Source organism: Microvirga ossetica (assembly GCF_002741015.1).
GTDB lineage: Bacteria > Pseudomonadota > Alphaproteobacteria > Rhizobiales > Beijerinckiaceae > Microvirga > Microvirga ossetica.
The window spans coordinates 3,890,314-3,909,380 of sequence record NZ_CP016616.1; the positions used below are offsets into that span (position 1 = coordinate 3,890,314).

At 64.7% G+C, this 19,067-nt stretch carries 14 protein-coding genes and 1 pseudogene; 4 read left to right on the forward strand and 11 right to left on the reverse strand.

The window, feature by feature from the left end; all coding sequences use genetic code 11:
* The first annotated feature begins 187 nt into the window (after positions 1 to 187).
* Complete coding sequence (locus BB934_RS18630; RefSeq protein WP_099510968.1) at positions 188 to 1,000, forward strand: nickel-binding protein; 813 nt, start codon at positions 188 to 190, stop codon at positions 998 to 1,000.
* Between the two features lie 948 nt (positions 1,001 to 1,948).
* Here the strand turns inward: BB934_RS18630 and BB934_RS18635 are convergent.
* The 10 genes and pseudogenes from BB934_RS18635 to BB934_RS18680 all read right to left on the reverse strand — a co-directional run bounded on the left by BB934_RS18635 (position 1,949) and on the right by BB934_RS18680 (position 16,145).
* Positions 1,949 to 2,719 carry an autotransporter outer membrane beta-barrel domain-containing protein gene (locus tag BB934_RS18635; protein ID WP_237050010.1) on the reverse strand — a complete coding sequence of 257 codons (771 nt, stop codon included), beginning with the start codon at positions 2,717 to 2,719 and terminating at the stop codon, positions 1,949 to 1,951.
* On the reverse strand, positions 2,716 to 4,623 hold the full coding sequence (locus tag BB934_RS49160) for an autotransporter outer membrane beta-barrel domain-containing protein (protein WP_237050011.1): 1,908 nt from the start codon (positions 4,621 to 4,623) through the stop codon (positions 2,716 to 2,718). The genes BB934_RS18635 and BB934_RS49160 overlap by 4 nt, the downstream gene beginning before the upstream one ends.
* Before the next feature lie 160 nt (positions 4,624 to 4,783).
* Positions 4,784 to 7,495: an excinuclease ABC subunit UvrB gene (gene uvrB / locus BB934_RS18645; RefSeq protein WP_099510970.1), complete on the reverse strand. Its 2,712-nt coding sequence runs from the start codon at positions 7,493 to 7,495 to the stop codon at positions 4,784 to 4,786.
* Between the two features lie 47 nt (positions 7,496 to 7,542).
* The gene (locus BB934_RS18650; RefSeq protein WP_099510971.1) at positions 7,543 to 8,598 is read right to left on the reverse strand and encodes a DUF808 domain-containing protein; all 1,056 of its coding nucleotides are present in this window, start codon (positions 8,596 to 8,598) and stop codon (positions 7,543 to 7,545) included.
* A 416-nt stretch (positions 8,599 to 9,014) separates the two neighbouring features.
* A complete protein-coding gene (locus tag BB934_RS18655; protein ID WP_099510972.1) occupies positions 9,015 to 12,620 on the reverse strand; it encodes a class I SAM-dependent DNA methyltransferase in 3,606 nt (1,201 codons plus the stop codon).
* A gap of 138 nt (positions 12,621 to 12,758) precedes the next feature.
* A pseudogene (locus BB934_RS18660) lies at positions 12,759 to 13,716 on the reverse strand (IS630 family transposase).
* Between the two features lie 144 nt (positions 13,717 to 13,860).
* Complete coding sequence (locus BB934_RS18665; protein ID WP_099510973.1) at positions 13,861 to 14,430, reverse strand: fasciclin domain-containing protein; 570 nt, start codon at positions 14,428 to 14,430, stop codon at positions 13,861 to 13,863.
* Positions 14,431 to 14,554: 124 nt separating this feature from the next.
* Positions 14,555 to 14,785 (reverse strand): hypothetical protein, encoded by a 231-nt coding sequence (locus BB934_RS18670; protein WP_099510974.1) that lies wholly within the window; start codon positions 14,783 to 14,785, stop codon positions 14,555 to 14,557.
* 62 nt (positions 14,786 to 14,847) lie between these two features.
* Entirely contained in the window at positions 14,848 to 15,582 is a 735-nt protein-coding gene (locus BB934_RS18675; RefSeq protein WP_099510975.1) for an anti-sigma factor, read from the reverse strand.
* The gene (locus BB934_RS18680; RefSeq protein WP_237050012.1) at positions 15,579 to 16,145 is read right to left on the reverse strand and encodes a sigma-70 family RNA polymerase sigma factor; all 567 of its coding nucleotides are present in this window, start codon (positions 16,143 to 16,145) and stop codon (positions 15,579 to 15,581) included. Before BB934_RS18680 ends, BB934_RS18675 begins: the two co-directional genes overlap by 4 nt.
* A gap of 159 nt (positions 16,146 to 16,304) precedes the next feature.
* Here BB934_RS18680 and BB934_RS18685 point away from each other — a divergent pair, with 159 nt between their 5' ends.
* Positions 16,305 to 17,084 (forward strand): DUF4394 domain-containing protein, encoded by a 780-nt coding sequence (locus BB934_RS18685; RefSeq protein WP_099510976.1) that lies wholly within the window; start codon positions 16,305 to 16,307, stop codon positions 17,082 to 17,084.
* 43 nt (positions 17,085 to 17,127) lie between these two features.
* Here the strand turns inward: BB934_RS18685 and BB934_RS18690 are convergent, their stop codons facing one another.
* Positions 17,128 to 17,517, reverse strand: coding sequence for a DUF3775 domain-containing protein (locus tag BB934_RS18690; RefSeq protein ID WP_099510977.1), 390 nt, complete (start codon positions 17,515 to 17,517; stop codon positions 17,128 to 17,130).
* Between the two features lie 133 nt (positions 17,518 to 17,650).
* Here BB934_RS18690 and BB934_RS18695 point away from each other — a divergent pair, with 133 nt between their 5' ends.
* A complete protein-coding gene (locus BB934_RS18695) occupies positions 17,651 to 18,421 on the forward strand; it encodes a C13 family peptidase (protein WP_099510978.1) in 771 nt (256 codons plus the stop codon).
* Between the two features lie 176 nt (positions 18,422 to 18,597).
* The gene (locus tag BB934_RS18700; RefSeq protein WP_099510979.1) at positions 18,598 to 18,939 is read left to right on the forward strand and encodes a DMT family protein; all 342 of its coding nucleotides are present in this window, start codon (positions 18,598 to 18,600) and stop codon (positions 18,937 to 18,939) included.
* The last annotated feature ends 128 nt before the right edge of the window (positions 18,940 to 19,067 follow it).

The following is a 19,067-nucleotide window of genomic DNA, read 5'->3' on the forward strand; positions in this document are numbered from 1 at the left end:
TTTAATTAACAATGATCTGACAGTTCCATTTTCAACACTTAGGTTTTGAGTTCGGAACAAACTGACCCGTGCTTGCCACCCTGCGCGTTTCGCGAGAGATCCTAGCTTAAACCGGCGCATAGATTTATTGACATTCTAGCCCCCACCCAAACCATGTAAACTCCGCAAGGGGGCGCGGAGGAAACCGATGCCTATCTTCCTCGACCGGCATGACCTGAAGGGCCTGAGTGCCGCCGATATCGCCGAGGCGCATCGCCGGGATCTGGAGGTCCAGGGGCAGTATGGGGTGCGGTTCCTGACCTACTGGTTCGACGACACCCGCGGCACGGCCTTCTGCCTCGTCGATGCGCCCGACATCGAGACCGCCATGCGCGTCCACGACGAGGCCCATGGGCAGGTCGCCCGCGACGTGATCGAGGTCGATCTCTCCGCCGTCGAGGCCTTTTTGGGGCGCGTCTCCGATCCGGAGCCGGCGGGCTGCTGCTCCCATGAGCGCGTCGATCCGGCCATGCGCACCATCATGTTCACCGACATCGTCGACTCGACCGCCATGACCGCGCGCCTCGGCGACGTGCGCGCCGTCGAGATGGTGCGGGCGCACGACGCCATGGTCCGCCGGGCCCTCAACGGCCGGGGCGGGCGCGAGGTCAAGCATACGGGGGACGGCATCATGGCCTCCTTCGAGGAGGCCGCTTCAGGGGTCGATTGCGCCCGCGCCATTCAGCAGGCCTTCGAGGCCTTCAACCTCGCAAGCCGCGAGAAGCTGCAGCTGCGCATCGGCCTCGATGCCGGCGAGCCCGTCGCCGACCACAACGACCTGTTCGGCGCCACCGTGCAGATGGCCGCCCGCCTGTGCCAGAGCGCCGAGCCCGACACCATCGTCGTCTCCGCGGCGATCCGCGGCCTCCTGCCCGAACCCTCCCGCCTCACCGGCCTCGGCCGCCGCAGCCTGAAGGGCTTCGCGCAGCCGGTCGACGCCTACGAGGTGCCGTGGAAGTGAGCGCGACGCTCATCGGCGCGTGTCTCGCGTGCGGGAGAGGGAGACCCGCACATGCCATCCCTGCCTCCGCAGCCGACAGGCGAGCGACACTGACGACAAGCGAGCGACACTCCCTCTCCCGTGCGGGAGAGGGCCGGGGTGAGGGCAGGCCGGTGCCGGATGAGGCGCTGAGCGGGACGCACCGCAGGAGAGGGTGGACGCGCTTTGCTTGTGAAAGCCCCACCCCTGCCCCTCTCCCACCCGGGAGAGGGGAATAGCGCCGGTGTCATCCCCGGCGGTCCGCAGGACCGGGAAGGGGATCCAGTCCCACGCTCTACGCTATGGATTCCCGTTCTCTCCGCTGGCCGCGCCATCTCCGGCCGGGAATGACACTGACGGTTCGCCTCACCCTCTCACGTCATCACCGGCCTTGTGCCGGTGATCTCGATTGTTTGGAGCGCGGCGCTTGTCCGCATCGGGATGGCCGGCACGAGGCCGGCCATGACGTGGAGGGGGACGGGAGAGGATGCGCGCGGGCAACGTTGTGTTCTCACTTTGTTCTTGACGGCGGCCATAAGCTCTGCTATATCGTGAGGGTCTCTTCTTCGAGGGGCGCGCTCGCGAGGCGTCGCAGTGTGGAAGCAGACCCGGTCTCGCTGGTTCGCCTCGCACGCGGGCCAGGCGAGTGGCCCAGGCTGTGCGCCGCTGAATAGGGATTGGGTCGAGGCCGCCGCTGACATTGCGGTCACCGCCTCGGGCAGTCGCCGAACCGGCGCCGCCTGTCCGCCGAAACAAACCGGACGCGAAGCGGCCTCCCGGCTCTTCCATCATCACCATGCATCATCGAGCCGGGCCGCCCTTCGCGCCACCCTCGATCTCACCACAGGCTCGCAGCACATCGCTGCGGGCCTACAGGTGCTGGCCTTCGCACAGGAAAGGAAAATGGCTCCTGGGATTCGAGCGGGCGTGTCAGAACCGGGCCGTGAACTGGCCGCGGACGGATTGGCTCCGATTGCGGTCTCCGAACTCGCCGCCATAGCGCAGGCCCAGGGTCGCGAAGGAGGTCATGGCCCAGTCGAGCCCGGTCTCCGCGATCAGGCTGTCGCGAGCGACGGGAGCGCCGATGATCAGGAACGGATCGCCCCCGGCGATGAACTGGTTGACCGTCTCCGGCAGACGATCGCCGAAGGCGTGCCGCCAGCCGAGGAAGGAATAGCCCGTGAGGCGGCCATCGCCCGAGAGATCGCCGGAGAGACGCAGGCCCAGGGTCGAGCTGAGCGTGTCGAAACTGCGCGTCGTGCCGAAAAGCGCCATGGCGCCGGCCTCTTCGACGAAGGAGCCCGAGCCCGTGTGCAGATAGGACAGGTTGGCGATGGGCTCGGCGGTCAGGCTCGCGAACCGCACCGGATAGCCGATCTCCGCGAAGAGGCCGGCGCTGTCGAGGGACAGCGTGCCATGGGCCTTGTCGCGAAAGCCCACGAAGACGGCGCTGCGATCCGCATCGAGCTCATGGCGCGCATAGGTGGCGCCGCCGCGGAGATTGAAGCCGCTGACGGCGCCGGAGCCGTAGAGGGCGGCATGATAGCCGTCGAGGCGGCCCGACGAGAGGCGGCCGGTCGGATCGAACGAGGTCTGGGTATAGGCGCCGGCCATGCCGATCCGCCACGCCGTGTCGAATGCCGTCTCCGCCCCGAGGATGAAGCCTCCGGTGGTCCTGTCGATCAAGGCGGAACCGATCACCGACTGGCCGCTCTGATGCCCCCACGCGCCGAAGCCTTGCCCCCACAGATCGATCGATAGGCTGCGGCGCGGCGGGACTCCTGCCGGAAAGGCCGGGGCCGGCGCATAGGCCAGGGGCTCCGCCGCGGGGGAGGGCGCTCCGACGGTCCGCAGGCGGGTGAGCAACGTACGGTGAATGGTCTCGGCATCCATCGAGCAAGGCCGACGCTGCTCGCATAGATCTCGCCGGACAGGAGATCGAGCGCCTGCAGGACCTCCGGAATCGTCGGCTGCGCCAGCACCGTTTTCAGAAGCGGGCCGCTCAGGCCCTGCGATTCGACGGCACGGCCGGTGCTGATCTGGTTCCACGTGCGGCCGACCTGGTCGAGGGTGATCACCGGGGGCGGCTCGTCAGGTTCGTCCGGCTGGTTCGGATTGTCCGGCTGGTTCGGATCGTCCGGCTGGTTCGGATCGTCCGGCTGGTTCAGATCGTCCGGTGGCTGCATTGTCCGCTCGAGCGTCACATAGACATTCGTGGCATCGTAGCTCAGCACGGTCTGCAGCAGGGCGAGGCTTGCCGTCGAGCTCTGAAAGCGTCCGCCCGCCAGGGTGTTCGCGGTCAGGATGCGGTAGGGCGTGCTGAGCACGTAGCCGCGCGAGACATCCACGGAGACTGCGCCTCCATTGATCGTCGCGGTGCCGTTCACCTGGAGCCTGTCGCTGCCGCCCTGGTCGTTGACCCGCACAAGGTAGCGCGAGCCCGCCTCAAGGGTTGCCGAAGCGGCCGTGAGGATCCCGATGGACGTCCGCCCGCCGGGCGCCAACGCTCCACCCGAAACGACGGCGACCGCGCCGACCGAGCCCGTTCCGCCGAGGGTGCCGCCGCTGGCGACGTTCACGGCTGAATTCGGCATGGTGGCGTCGACGAACAGGCGGCCTTCACCGACGGTGATCGGCAGGGTCGCGTTGTTGGTGCCCGTGAGCGTCCAGTCGAAGCTCCCGATCTTCTCCAACCGCTCGAAGTTGCGATAGGCACCTGCCGTGGATTCGATCCGCGAGACGTCGAGGCTGCCGGAGTCGAGGCCGAATGCCAGCGTGTCGATATCCGCGCCGCCATCGATGAAAGTGTCGAACGATGAAGCGCCACCGATCACGTAGGTGTCGTTGCCTGAGCCCAGGGTGACAGCTGCAAAGGTCGGCTCGCTGCGAATGATGCCGAAGTTCTCCAGACGCTCATTTCCCGCTCCCGAGAAGAAGCCGAAGCCAAGTGTTGACTCGATTAGTCCCCGGTTGACGACCAGGCTTGATTGACCCGGCCCACTGCTGATGACGATTCCGTAGCCGCCGGGCTGAGAAGCCCGGCCCGTGATTTCGCCGTTGTTGATGATTGTGGCATTGTCGGCACCTATCAGGAATAGGCCGTAATGAGCGCTGCTGGTGGTCCGGATGAATCCATCATTGCGGATTGTGTTCCCGCTTCCATTGTCGACGATAATCCCCGTCCCCGTATTGTTGATGAGGGTGCCGGTGTTGGTGACGGTGTTGTTGTTCCCCGAGACCACAAATATGGAGCTGCCGTCGATCGTTGCGGCAGTGAGGGTGGCCGCATTCGTGATCAGGCTGTCGTTCCTGATCGTGACGTAGGTTGTGTCGGAGGTAAAGGTCGCTCCGTTCTGGATGGTGACCTGCACGTCCGAGCTGCCCGCCTCGGCCGCGACCGGAGTGTCCTCGGCTCCTCCAGCGGCCTGACAGGTGACGCGCGCGCCGCCTTGCGGATTGTCCGCCGTTCCGGGCCCGCTCGTCAGCACGCAATCCGCCGCCGCGCGGTCGATGGCGCAGAGGGACGTCGTGGCGGCGAGAACGAGGAGCAGCAGGCGCGACCGGGTCGTGCGGGAAGCGACGTCGGAACGGTGGGAAAGGGCCATCAGAGCAGGACCGAAACGAGGGACACTCGAATCGTTATTCCATATGGGTTTCGCCGCTTCTGCTCTCTAAACGGAGGGGGAGGTCGATAAGGGGCCTCATTTGCAGCGGCTGTTGCCGCTGCGCCACTGGCTCGGGCGAGCCTTGCCGTCCGCCTAGGGTTTACCGCCGCTTCCCACCGCCACCCTTGTACTTCGGCTTCTGTCCGGCGAGCCCCTGCGTCGAGCGCGCCGCCGGCCGCTCGCGGAAGTTTAACGGAACCTCGCGGTCGGTTCCGGGGCCCATCTCGTCGAGGCCGGGCTTGCGGATGCGGGTGCCCTCATCCGAGCGGCCCTTGCCGGTAGGTCCGTAGGATGCGGAATTCTCGTCGCCTTCCGCCGCGCCCTCGGCCGGGGGCGGCAGGCCCTTCGGCGGCAGGTTGGCGCTGCGGCCGTATTTGCGCGAGCCACCGTAGCGGCCGGCCTCGCGCTCCACATCGCTTTGTCGCGCCATTGGATCGTCGCTGATCGCAAGCTCGGTCGCCTGCAGCCGCTTGAGCTCGTCGCGCAACCGCGCGGCCTCCTCGAATTCGAGATTGGCGGCGGCCTCGCGCATGCGCTTTTCCATGTCGGCGATGACGGCCTTGAGGTTGTGCCCGACCGTCCTGTCGGCGAGGCCGGTATCGACCGAGACGTGGTCGCGCTCGTAGACGCTCTCGAGAATGTCGGCGATGTTCTTCTTCACGCTCTGCGGCGTGATGCCGTGCTCGGCGTTGTAGGCGAGCTGCTTGTCGCGGCGGCGGTTGGTCTCGGCGATCGCGCGCTCCATGGAGCCGGTGATCTTGTCCGCGTAGAGGATCGCCTTGCCCTCCACGTTGCGCGCCGCGCGGCCGATGGTCTGCACCAGCGAGGTTTCGGAGCGCAGGAAGCCCTCCTTGTCCGCATCGAGAATGGCGACGAGCGCGCATTCGGGAATGTCGAGGCCCTCGCGCAAGAGGTTGATGCCGATGAGCACATCGAAGGCGCCGAGGCGCAGGTCGCGGATGATCTCGATGCGCTCGAGCGTATCGATGTCCGAGTGCATGTAGCGCACGCGGATGCCGTTCTCGTGCATGTATTCGGTCAGGTCCTCGGCCATGCGCTTGGTCAGCGTGGTGACGAGCGTGCGGTAGCCTTGGGCCGCGAGCTCCTTCACCTCGTGCACGAGATCGTCCACCTGCGAGCGCGCCGGACGGATCTCCACGATGGGATCGACGAGGCCGGTGGGGCGGATGACCTGCTCGACGAAGATGCCGCCGGTCTGCTCCATCTCCCACTTGGCGGGCGTTGCCGAGACGTGCACCGATTGCGGCCGCATGGCGTCCCATTCCTCGAAGCGCAAGGGGCGGTTGTCGAGGCAGGAGGGCAGGCGGAAGCCGTATTCGGCGAGCGTCGCCTTGCGGCGGAAGTCGCCGCGATACATGCCGCCGATCTGCGGCACGGTGACGTGGCTCTCGTCGGTGAAGACGAGGGCGTTGTCGGGCAGATATTCGAACAGGGTCGGCGGCGGCTCGCCGGGCTTGCGGCCGGTGAGATAGCGCGAATAGTTCTCGATTCCGTTGCACACGCCGGTGGCCTCGATCATCTCGAGGTCGAACTGCGTGCGCTGCTCGAGCCTTTGCGCTTCCAGCAGTCGGCCCATGCGGGCGAGCTCCTGCAGGCGATGCTGCAGCTCGTCCTGGATGCCCTTGACGGCCTGCTGCAGGGTCGGGCGCGGCGTCACGTAGTGCGAGTTCGCGTAGACCTTCACGAATTGCAGGTCGTTGGTCTTCTTGCCGGTGAGCGGATCGAACTCGACGATCGACTCGATCTCGTCGCCGAAGAGGCCGATGCGCCAGGCGCGGTCCTCCAAGTGGGCCGGAAAGAGTTCAATGACATCGCCGCGGACGCGAAACGTGCCGCGGGCGAAATCGCTCTGGATGCGCTTGTACTGCAGGGCCACGAGGTCCGCTATGAGCTGGCGCTGCTCGATCTTCTCGCCGACCTTCACGGAGAAGGTCATGGCCGTATAGGTCTCGACCGAGCCGATACCGTAGATGCACGACACGGAGGCGACGATGATCACGTCGTCGCGCTCCAAAAGCGCGCGGGTCGCCGAGTGGCGCATGCGGTCGATCTGCTCGTTGATCGAGCTTTCCTTCTCGATGAAGGTGTCCGAGCGCGGCACATAGGCTTCGGGCTGATAGTAGTCGTAATACGAGACGAAGTACTCGACCGCGTTGTCGGGGAAGAACGACTTGAACTCGCCGTAGAGCTGCGCGGCGAGCGTCTTGTTCGGCGCGAGGATGAGGGCAGGGCGCTGCGTCTCCTCGATCACCTTGGCCATGGTGAAGGTCTTGCCCGAGCCGGTGACGCCGAGCAGCACCTGGTCGCGCTCGGCGCGGCGCACGCCGTCCACCAGCTCGCGGATCGCGGTCGGCTGGTCGCCGGAGGGCGTGAAGTCGGACTGGATCCTGAATGGAATGCCGCCTTCCGATTTCTCAGGGCGCGGCGGGCGGTGCGGCACCCAGGCCTTGCCGTCCTTGAAGCGCGGATCGCCCTCGGTGAGGAGGCGCGTCAATGCATCCACCGTGGCCGAGACGCCGGAGCCGGGAGAGAGCTCGCCCAGCTCCTCGGCCACGTCCGGCCCGTCATCCGGGCCTTTGAGGCCGAGCTTCTTGGCCAAAGCCGGGTCGACATCGGCAATATCGCCGTGGATGAAGGTTTCCTGCGCCCGCTCGGCAAAGCCCTTGGCCGCCTCCCGCTCCCGGTTGACCGCGGGATTCAGGAGATCGGCCAGATAGGGATCCAGCGGCTTGAGCTCAGGCTTGGAGGCTTTCCCGGTGGAAAGCTTGGGCTTCTTGGGTGATTTGGCCATAGAACGAATATGGTACGAACGGCCGGGGATTGGAAGAGTGCAGGGAGTTATACCGTATGCTTCTCGGCCTTGCGGCTCCCGCCCCGCAGGGCCTTCGCGACCGGCACGGCCACGTAATGGGTGAGGGGAATCAGGATGGCGCCGAGGATCAGCCCGAAGAGACCGGCGGCTGCCGCCGAGACCAGCCATTCCACCGCACTGCCGAGGCTCGGGACCGCATGGCCCGCCGCGGCGGCGATATCGTGGATGGCGTGGGCGAGGCCGGCGAAGCCGTAGCCTTCGAGGCCGTGGATGATGATGCCGCCGCCGACCCAGATCATGGCGGCCGTGCCGACGATGGCGAGGAGCTTGAGCAGGATCGGCATGGCCTTCACGAGGCCGCGCCCGAAACCCTTCGTGAGCGGCGCCAGAAGCCGGTCCGTATGCAGCTTGGCGCTCGCATCGTCGCGGCGCAGGAGGCTCGAGACCGGCCTGTCGTTGGCGGCGAGCGCCAGGCCGGCATCGTCCGCCTTCACGATCAGCGCCACGCCTCCATAGACCAGGGCCGTGATGCCGATGCCGACGACAGCGAGCACCAGGGCCTGCATCCAGGTCGAGCCGGAGGGTAGGCTCGCGAGCGTGATCGCCATGATCTCGGCCGAGAGGATGAAGTCGGTCTTGATCGCGCCGCTCACCTTCTCGTCCTCGACGTTCTGCTCCGTCTGCGTGGCGGCGCCGACGGCAGCTTCATGCTCGTGCGCCCCATGCGGAAACAGCGCCTCGAACACCTTCTCGGAACCTTCGTAGCAGAGATAGGCGCCGCCGATCATGAGCAGCGGCGTGATCGCCCAGGGCGCGACGAAGCTGAGGATCAGCGCCGCGGGCAGGAGATAGATCAGCTTGTTCCTGAGCGAGCCGAGGGCGATCCTGCCGACGATGGGCAACTCCCGCGAGGCGGCAAAGCCGACCACATAGCGCGGCGTCACGGCGGCATCGTCGATCACCACGCCGGCTGCCTTCGCGCCCGCCTTGACGGCCTGCGCTCCCACATCGTCGAGCGAGGCGGCAGCGACCTTGGCCAGGCCCGCAATGTCGTCCAGCAAGGCGATCAGGCCGATGCTCATGAGGGCTCCCGTCGAAATCCAAACCGTGACTGTCGGAATCAGCTACACGGCTGCTCCAGCTTCGACAACGTCTTGAGACCGGATTGGGTGCAGGATTGCGCGTCGTCCCGGAGGGCTAAGCCGACCCAGGATGGTGAGCGGGATGAGGCTCCCTTGCCCTCCCACTTGCGGGGGGTGGGGGTGGGCCGGCTGGGTGAGACCGTCCCGTCGCACCCGCCACGTCATGGCGGCCTCGTGCCGGCCATCCCGGCCCGTAAGGCACGGCGTTTCACACAATCGAGATCACCGGCACGAGGCCGGCGATGACGTCGAGAGAGTTACGACGGGCAGCGCTTAGACTTTCCGACCCCCACCCTCAATCCCTCCCCGCAAGGGGGAGGGAAGGCGGCATGCCACTCTCCTCCGCCGTTCCCGCCTCACGCCGCCCGGCGTGCGAGGTAGCGGCCGTCCTGGGTCATGCCGATGCGCCCGTAGCGGACGAGGGTGGTGAGCGCCTGCGCGATCCGCGGCTCGATGCGCTTGCCGCCGCGCCTGAACCCGCGTGCCAGCGCCGACGCATCCATCGGACGGCCGGCGGCGAGGAGGGCGTGCTCGACGGCGAGCGGGTCCTCGTGCCGGTCCTTCGGGAAATCCGGAAGGGAGCGGTCGATAGCGACGACGTTTTCGCCAAGATCGAGCTCGCCGGTCCTCGCCGTTGCGGCGCCCTTGGCGAAGCGCGGGATCTGGTAGTCGGGCCTCAGCCATCGCACGAGGCCCGCAGCTTCCTCCTTCGCCCGCTCGGCGTTGAGCGCCACCAAGCGCTCGAGGATTTCTTCGTCGGTGAGGGTGTCAGGCCAGCCATAGGCCCGGAACACGAGCGCATCGAGGCGCTCGTGCAACTCCTTCAGGATGAGGATCAGGCCTTCGTCCTTGATCCGCTCCTCGTCGGAGGTGAGGGCAACTGCTTCACCCCGTGTCATCCCCGGCGAGCCGGAGGCGAGGGAAGGGGATTGACGATCATGCTCAACGCTATGGATTCCCTTCCCCTCCGCTGCGCTCCGGCCGGGAATGACACTGGAGGCTCGTTGTGCCGCCGCCATCGCCTTCAGCTTCTCCAGCACGTTGTACATCTGCGTCAGCGTGAGTTTCGGGTGCTCGGCCTGACGGGCTTTGCGGAACGCATCGAGTTCCTCCGCGACGGCGCGGATTTCGGACTTGAGGGATTCGGGCGGATCGGGGAACGGGAAGGGGTCGAAAACTTTAGACTTCACGTAGACCGAGTCATTGCCAACACCGAGCCAACCTCCGGCACGTAGAGACCAAACAACGTGAATCCTCGATTGTAGAGTGCCCAGAAGCCAGGCATCATCCGCAGCTATGATCACACTCTTGTCGTCGCAAACTATTGCGGGGTCTAAGAACTGGAAGACGCGATGGCGGGCCGTATCTACAGTGGCGATATACCTTCGTAAACCAGAGAGCGCAGGGCGCAGTTCCTGCCGAGGTTTCCCAAAGAGCCACCATAATCTTGCATAGGCCTCAGAATCTTTTGTCCGAGATCTCTGAGCGACCTTATCTCGTTCAGCTTTCACAGTAGCTAGCAAGTGCTGGTACACCTCCGGAAAACGTTGTCGCACTTCACAAGCGTCCAGGCCGTAAAGATCGATAACCCTAAGATCGCGTGATAAGGCAGCAAGATCACGGCCATTCCGATATGGCCGAATGTATTGATCAAGGTCTTCTCGAATTTGTAACCCAAGCTGCTGAGCTTCCTGCGAGGTAACAATAAAGCCGCGTCCATGAAGCTTCACACCATCGTGGCATATACCTACGCTCGCAGTTAGTGAACGACTTGCCGTTATATCAGCTCCAATGCTTAAATCCGTGTTGATGCGCCCCGCGCGCTCCACAAGTTCAACGGATGGCTCATCCGTATCGAGCCCACTCTGGCGCACGACTTCGCACAACATACCATCCCGCTCACCCTTCGCCGCCACGGTCATCGCGATCCGCACCGCAGCTGAATCTGCTGCTGATTTCGTCCAAGGATGATCCGGAATCGCCATCACAAGTGAGATCGGCGTCTTCGCCTCCATGCGCTTCTTCATCACGCGGCGTGAGAATTCCAGTGTGATCGAGTTGGTGGTGACGAAGCCGAAGCGGCGCAGGGGCGAGCCTTTCGCGGTCAAGAACTCCGCCGCGCGATCCCACCAGTACATGACGAAATCGGCACTGTCGTTCATATGCTTGTGCGCGGCCCAAAGCGCTTCCGTGTAGGCATCGCCGAGGCGGGCTCGCAGGTCCTTGCCGCCGATGAACGGTGGATTGCCCACGAGGAACTCCGCTTCGGGCCATTCCGGCCGCCGCGCGTTCGGATAGGCCTCGATGCGCCTGCCATCCTTCTCCATCACCTGCGGCATGGGATAGCCGTCCCAGGTGAGCACGGCGTCATAACCCTGGCGCCGCCCGAGATTGATGTTCTCGAAGGCGCGCAGGATCGGCTCGGAGGGGTGGCCGGTGCGGTTGCGGTAGTGCTGCTGCAGATAGCCGATCCACACCACCAGTTCGGCAATCGCTGCAGCGCGTGGATTGAGCTCTAATCCGAGGAACTGGTGCGGGTCGACGGTCTCGCGGTCGAGACCCATGCTCTCCGGTTCACCGAGCTGCGCCAGCGCTTCCAGCACCTCGCCTTCGAGCTTCTTCATCAGCTCCAGCGAGACGTACAAGAAATTGCCGGTGCCGCAGGCAGGGTCGAGCACGCGTGTGGCGCAGAGCTGGCGATGGAAAGCACGGATGGTGGCGATGGCCGCCCTCTCGTCGCCGGTCTCTTTCGCATGCTCGGCCTTGCGCAGGGCGTACTGCCAATCCTCGCGCAGGGGCTCCATGACGGTCGCTTCGACGAGGCGCTGCACATAGGCGCGGAGCGTATAATGCGCGCCGAGCTTCCTGCGTTCGGTCCTGTCGAGGGCCTGTTCGAGCAGGGTGCCGAAGATCGCGGGATCGACCTCGGTCCAGGAATAGCCCGCGGCCGCCAGAAGCTCGCCGATCTCCTCGCGGCCCAGCGGGAAGGCGCGGGCCCGCTTGAACAGGCTGCCGTTGAAGTGGCGCAGATGTGTCTTGAACAGGGAGTAGAAACGCCGCTCGTGCTGCGGTTCGTCCATCTTCAACCAGAGTTCCTCGATCAGCGGCGCGAACGCATCGGGATGATCGATGCACTCCTTCAGAAGCTGCGTGAACGCGCCTTTCGGCAGAAGCTCCGCATCCTCCGCGAACATGGTGAAGATGCAGCGCATGAGAAAATGCGCCACATCCTCCGCGGTGCATCCGCGCTCCTCCAGCCCCTTGCTCACCTGCGCAAGGCGCTTGGCGATGTCGCGGGTGACGCGGGCGGCTTCCTTCGACGGGTCGAGGGAATGCGGCTCCTGCCAGATGCGCTTCAGATGCGCGCGAACGTCGTCCTTGCGGAGATCGTCCATGTAGATCCGAAACCGGTTGCGGTCGGAGAAATGGCCATAGGCGCGCCCGGTTCCGGTGAAGTCGGCGTAAAGCTCCAGGCAGTGGCCGACGTCGCAGACAATGATGAAGGGCGGCGCCGGATGATCCGCATCGAGCAGGAAGACGTAAGACTCCGCTTGCTGGCGCGCATTCTTCATCAGCACGTCCCAGCCCTTCGCGATGCTGCGTTGGCCGAGATTGGCGGGCTCGTCAGTGACAGGTGCGAGTTTGCCTCGCTCAACCTTTCGTCCGTCAGGCAGGCGCGACTGCTTGGCCTCGAGAATGAAGGCACTTTTCTTGTAGAGATCGATGAATTTTGATCCGTTCGTTGTGGCGCTTTCGCGAAGGCTTACGGCACGCTCGAAAGCATAATCATTCAGCTCGCGCTGATGTCCCGAAGGCGCAGGGCGCGGGACACCGATGATGTCACACAACTCCAAGAGAAACAACGGGAAGTTGGCCCGTTCCGCGCCGCCTTCACGGGCCGTCCATCGGTTGATGAATGCCTCGACGGCGTCGGAATTCGGGAAGGAAGGTGGAGAAGGCAACGCACATAACCGAGGCGTGTATCGTTATATTTATACATCCATAAGATATAGTACCCAAGTCAATCAACCTAAGATTTGTATTATTCTCCAGGACAGTAATCCAAGTTCCGCAGGCGTCCGCTCTAGAGCATCGGACGGTTAAACGGACGCATATCCGGCAGCCTTAAGGTAGTTCCAGCACTCTTGTGGTTCGAACAGGTTGCAGATCTCACCGAGCGCTCGCCAGAGCGCGTCGAACGTTCGGGCCTCGGCCTTGCGCAAGTGCGCTTTGATCTTGGCAAAGGCCTGTTCAATTGGATTAAGATCAGGCGAATAAGCAGGTAAAAACAGGAACCAGGCTCCGCGTTGCTTCAGACACTGAGCGGCCTTCTCGCTCTTGTGGACAGCCAGGTTGTCGAGGATCACCACATCGCCTTTGCGCAGCGTCGGCGCGAGCTGCGTCTCAATGTAAGCCTCGAACGCCAACCGGGTGATCGGGCCATCGATGATCCACGGCGCGCACAACTCGTTGCACCGTAGCCCAGCCAGAAAGGTATGGGTTTTCCAGTGTCCAAAGGGAGCTTTCATGCGTAGGCGCTGGCCCCTGCGGCTCCGCCCGCGCAGGCGCGTCATCTTGGTGTTGACATACGTCTCGTCCAGGAACACCAGCCGGTGCGTCTCCTGGCGCATGCGCGGCTGGCGCTGGGCATGCCAGACCCGGCGCTCATCCCGCACATCGGCGCGTGCGCACTCCGCCGCCATCAGGCATTTTTTTATATGAGAAGCCGTGCCGGCACAGGAAGCGCGAGAGCATCGCGGGAGCCGCAACGATCCCATGCTCAGTCAGCAGCCTTGCGGCCAGCTCGGGCATGGTGATGGCCGGCTCGGCCTCGACCGTCTGGATCAAGAAGCTCTCATAGGGCACCAGCTTGCCGCGTCCGGGCGGACGGCCTTGCCGGGCCGGTGCCGGCGAGCCGAACCGCCGCTTCCGCTGCACCAGCTTGATGGCGAAACTCTCGCTGACGTCAAAGTGCTGGGCTGCCGCCCGGCAGGAATGACCTGCATCGACAAAGTCGGCGACGCGCACCCGCAGATCCAGGGAATAGCAATGACCCATAATCCACCTCCCAGTCCAGGCAGTGAATCACAGCTCGGCCTCGCACAGAAGCCAGGAGTCTCATTTCCGGTCCGAGGCTCTAAACGGCAAAAGGGCAGCCTCAAAAGGCTGCCCTCATTGGAAATTACTGGGATAGCCTGCTTCTTAACCCGGCAGCAGAACCGTATCCACAACGTGGATGACGCCGTTCGACTGCATCACGTCGGCGATGCTGACGGTGGATTTGCCGCCCTTCTTGTCGGTGATCGTGAGCGTATTGCCGGAGGGGGTGACCGTCAGCATCTCGCCCTGGACGGTCTTCAGCATGGCCTTGCCGCCGCCGTCCTTCACCTTCATGGCGAGGTCCTGCGCGGTCATCTTGCCGGGCACGACATGATAGGTGAGCACGCCCGTGAGCTGGGCCTTGTTCTCGGGCCTGAGCAGGGTGTCGACCGTGCCGGCGGGCAGCTTGGAGAAGGCTGCGTTGGTGGGTGCAAAGACCGTGAAAGGCCCCTTGCCCTGCAGGGTCTCGACGAGGCCGGCGGCCTTCACCGCGGCCACCAGGGTCGTATGGTCCTTCGAATTGACGGCATTCTCGACGATGGACTTCGAGGCATACATCGGCGCGCCGCCCACCGTCTTGGTCTGCTCCTGGGCGGTCACGGGCAATGACATTACGAGGGCGGGAGCCGCAAAGGCGAAAGCGGCGGTCATGCAGGCGATGCGAATGTTCATGGAATTGGATCCCTGAATGGGTTGCATGGGTTTCCGGCCCGGTTGCCGGAAACCGAAGGGTCAACCTTCAGGGCGGGTACCCTGCATCGACGCGATTGGATGCAGGGTCACGCAAAAATATAAGTCAGGCCGTAAAGGCGGTCGGTCCCTTCATGTAGGCCTCGATGCGGTCGATTTCGACTTGCGTCTCGTCCACGGATTCGGGTTCGGGCAGGTCCTGCTGCATTTCGGTGAGGGGTTGTTCCTCCACAGGGACATTCACCGGCACGGCGTCGTTGAGCGCCCGATGAACGGCTCGCAGCAAATCACTCTGCCTGTCGTCGTCCGGATTTTCCGGCGGCTGGCGCGGAGCCATGACATCCTCCTTCGGGAGTAGGCCGAAGTATTGGCCTGATCCATGTCACAAATAGGGCACCGTCACAGGGCCGTCGTTGCAGTTCCCTTCATGATGACGGGCCCTGTGGGGAGACCCGTCGGCGATCCGGAGAGGGGTTCGACGGATATCGCGAACAGTTGATCGGTGTGCGGCTGCGGAAGGTTCCGCAGGTCGAGGAAAACCGTTCTCGCCGCATGGACGATTCCGACCGAGACCGGTGCCGAGGCCGGGTCGGGGAACGTCCAGACCTGGATGGAATGGTTGTGCGGGATCTGCATGTCGCCCAGGGGGGTCAGCTCGACCCGGCCATCGGCGAAGGTGCGCAGCACAGCGCCGGGCTGGTTGGCGTCGTTCATCAGCACGGCCACGAGGATCGGCTGGCGCGAGGCTTTCAGGGCAAAGAAGCCCATACCCATAGCGAGGAGAAGAGCCGCGAGCGCTCCGGCAAGGCCGAATGCGCGCCAGAAGGCGAGACTGTCCCACAGGCTCCGAAGTGGCCCCGAGGGAGACGAAAGCGGGGCTGCCGCGAGCGGGCGCTGCGTTGCCCGTGCCGGCTCGGCCGCGAGGCCCGCTTCGATACGCTGCCAGAGAGCATTGCCTGGTGGCAGGGCGGCTGCCGTGCTGTCCCATTCGGAAAAGCGGCTGCGCCACTCTTCGACCATGGCCTGGAAAGTCGCATCGGAAGCGAGCAGGCGCTCGGCCTGTCCGCGCTCCTCGCCTTCGAGGAGCCCCAGGACGTGTTCCGCTGCCAGCCGTTCCTGCTCGTCCCGCGTCATGCCATGCACTCCCGCAGGGAGACCAGGGCGCGGCGGATCCACGACTTGATCGTGCCGAGGGGAACGCCGAGGCGTCCGGCGAGCTCGCCGTGGCTGAGGCCGTGGATATAGGCGAGCGTAATGGCCTGGCGCCGCGAAGGCTCCAGGCGCTGCAGGCAGCCCTTCAGGCGGCCCGTATCGGACAGGCGCAGCATCACGGTCTCGGCGTCCTCCTCCTCGCTCACGAGACCCATCGGCTCGAAATCCTCAACCAGATCCGTCCTGTTTTCGCCGCGCAGGATGTTGAGCGCGCGGTTGCGCAGGATGGCATAGAGCCAGGAGCGGGCATCGCCCTTCATCGGATCGAAGCTGTCCGCCTTGCGCCAGATCTGCAGAAAGGTGTCGTGCACGGCTTCCTCGGCCAGCGCCCGTCGGCGCAGGAGTCGCATGGCGACACCCAGCATCCGCGGCGCTTCGCTGTCATAGACGGCACGCAAGGCCGAGCGATCGCCTCCGGCGCAGAGGCTCAGGGCGCGATTCAGGTCCGAAGCCGGGGAGGCTGCCTCCCCCAGCACTGCCTTCACGCGAGATCTCCGTTTCCACTTGCGGACAATACACTCGGATCCAGCCTCTGGATGCGCTGGGTGCCGAAAAAATTCACGGCCCCTGCATCCATAGGGGATTCCCGTGGGTATCCGCAACGCCGGCCATGCATGGCCGGCGCCATTCGCCGGAGGAAGATCATGAAAATCACGTCATTGGCCGCGGCTCTCGTCGGGTCGAGTCTGTTGGCCGGGGCCGCCCATGCGCAGAGCGTCGCCGCACTTGTCGGAGACGACACGATCGCCATCGTCGACGTCGCGGCAAAGAAGGTCGACCGGTCGATGAAGGTTTCGGGTCTCACCGGGACGCTCGTCGGGATCGATGTCCGCCCGGCCGACGGCATGCTCTACGGGGTCGTGGCCGACGGCACGGTGGTCACGATCGATCCGGCTTCGGGCAAGGCGACCATGAAGTCGAAGCTCGACGCTATGCTCACACCGGGCACCATGGCGACCGTCGATTTCAATCCGGTCGCGGACAGGCTGCGGATCATCGGCGCCGACGGCATGAACCTGCGGGCCAATGTGGATGACGGAAAGGTCACGAAGGACGGACAGCTCAAATTTGCGGAAGCCGACATGCACAAGGGCAAGATGCCGAAGGTCGTGGCCGGCGCCTATACGAATTCCATGAAGGGCGCGAAGGAAACGACGCTGTACGATATCGAGGCGAGCGGCGTTCTGGTCAAGCAGTCGCCGCCCAATGACGGCGTGCTCAACTCGGTCGGCATGCTGGGCATGGAAGCAGGCTCCATCGCCTTTAACATCGTGTCAGGAGATGCCATGAGCGAGGGCTGGCTCATGAGCGGCAAGACGCTCTACAAGGTCGATCTGACGACCGGCAAAGCTTCGCAGGTCGCCGTGGTATCAGGCGTCGAGGGCAATGTGCGCGACATCGCCGCGATGCCGAAGGCCATGTAGGCTGGGGGCGGCGACGCACCGGACGTCCGGTGCGTCGCCTGCCTCAGGCGCAGCTGCGCCCCATGGCGTTGAGGCCCTCGTCGAGGAGGTCGGCGAGGTTCGGGATGCCAATGAGCCAGTCGGCCGTCGACAGCGAGCTGGCGGCCTCCCGCTCGCGGGCGAGACGCACGGCGGCGCCCCATTCCTCCGGCTCCATATCGCCGCGGCCGATATAGACCATGGCGATCAGGTCGGCGCGCTCGTCGTCGTTGAGGCCGGCGATCACGTCGCGAAGCTCGTCCTCCGTGGCATCGTCCGGATCGGAGGTGAGGGCGTCGATGCTGCCGTCGTCGATAGGGTTCGAGCCCGAGGCCGGATCTGTGATGCCCTCTTTGACGTCGATGGCCCGGACGCGGAGAATGAGTTCGCAAACCTTGTCGAGCGCGATGTCCATGTAAGCCCTCTCGAGAAATCTCTGACAGAGAAACCCGGAAGAGGGGATTCGGTTCGGCAGATGCCGTTCACTGGGCCGATCCATGGCTTTCGGCACCGGCTGCGCGTAAAGTAAGTCGAGGGTGGGGTGTTCGATGCGCCGGTTGATCGCTTTCTGTCTGGTTGGGCTCTCGCTCGCCTTGAGCCCGCTTCACGACGCCCATGCGCAGGCGGCACGCCGGGCCGACCCGGTCCGGCTGGCGGCGCAGCGTCCGGGCCAAGTCGATGTCTACGTCCTGTCCTTCGGGCTCTGGGGTCCGCAGAGCGTGTTCGAGAGCGAGGCCAAGGGCGCGGCGCGCGTCCTCGAGGCGCAGCTAGACGCGAAGGGACGTTCCATCGTCCGGTTCAACACCAAGCGCCGGGCGGGCGCGACGCCGGAAACCCTCCTGGCTGCAGCGACGACCGCGGGACAGGTTCTCGACCCGGCGGAAGATATCGTTGTCCTCGTCCTCACCTCGCATGGGGCGCCGGAGGGAATCGGGCTCGTGGCCGGACGGGACGCCCGCCTCGTGACGCCGCGGGATGTCAGGACGCTGCTGGACCGGACCCGGGCGCAGAATCGGGTCCTGATTGTCTCGGCCTGCTATTCGGGCGTCTTCGCCCGGGAGCTGGCCGATGCGCGCACCCTCGTCATCACGGCGGCCGCAGCCGACAAGCCGTCCTTCGGCTGCCGCGACGGCGCGACCTGGACCTATTTCGGCGATGCCTTCTTCAACAAGGCTCTCCGCGGCGAGCGCCGACTCGATATCGCTTTCGAGCGCGCCCGCGGCCTCGTCACGCAGCGGGAGCGGCGCGAAGGCTTCGATCCATCCAATCCGCAGATTGCCGGCGGCTCTCAGGTGCTGGAGCGCCTCGGCGCCCGTTAGCGCATCCAACGATGCGGCCTTCAAAGAGTGGCGCATCGGATGGGATCCCAAAAGTGGGTCCACGTTTGGGTCCGATGCTCTAAGGCTGCTTCCTTTCTGCAACTTGACATGGCTGTGGGGAGGAATAGGGCAGGGCGGTTCTTCCAAATTCTCTCCCATCTCCTCCGGTCTTCCCCATGAGCCCTCACACCGCGCCCGTCCTGATGCTGATCGCATCGAATGTCTTCATGACCTTCGCCTGGTACGGGCATCTGAAGTTCAAGACATCGCCGCTCTGGCTTGCGGTCATGGCCAGCTGGGGCATTGCCTTCGTGGAATATTGGTTTGCCGTGCCCGCCAACCGCATCGGCTCTGAGGTCTATTCGGCGGCCGAGCTCAAGACCATGCAGGAGGTGATCACCCTCGTGGTCTTCGCGGGCTTCTCGGTGCTCTACCTCAAGGAGCCGCTGGGGTGGAACCATCTCATCGGCTTCATCCTGATCGCGGGCGGCGCGGCGTTCATCTTCCAGGGGCGCTGAGCGGGGCCGCCCATGACGCTTCTCGTCTACGCGACGGCCGCACTCGCCGAGATCCTGGGCTCTGGATCGCAGAAGGCGCGAAGCCCAACCGATGGAACATCGCCGGCGCGGCTCTCACCCTGTTCGGG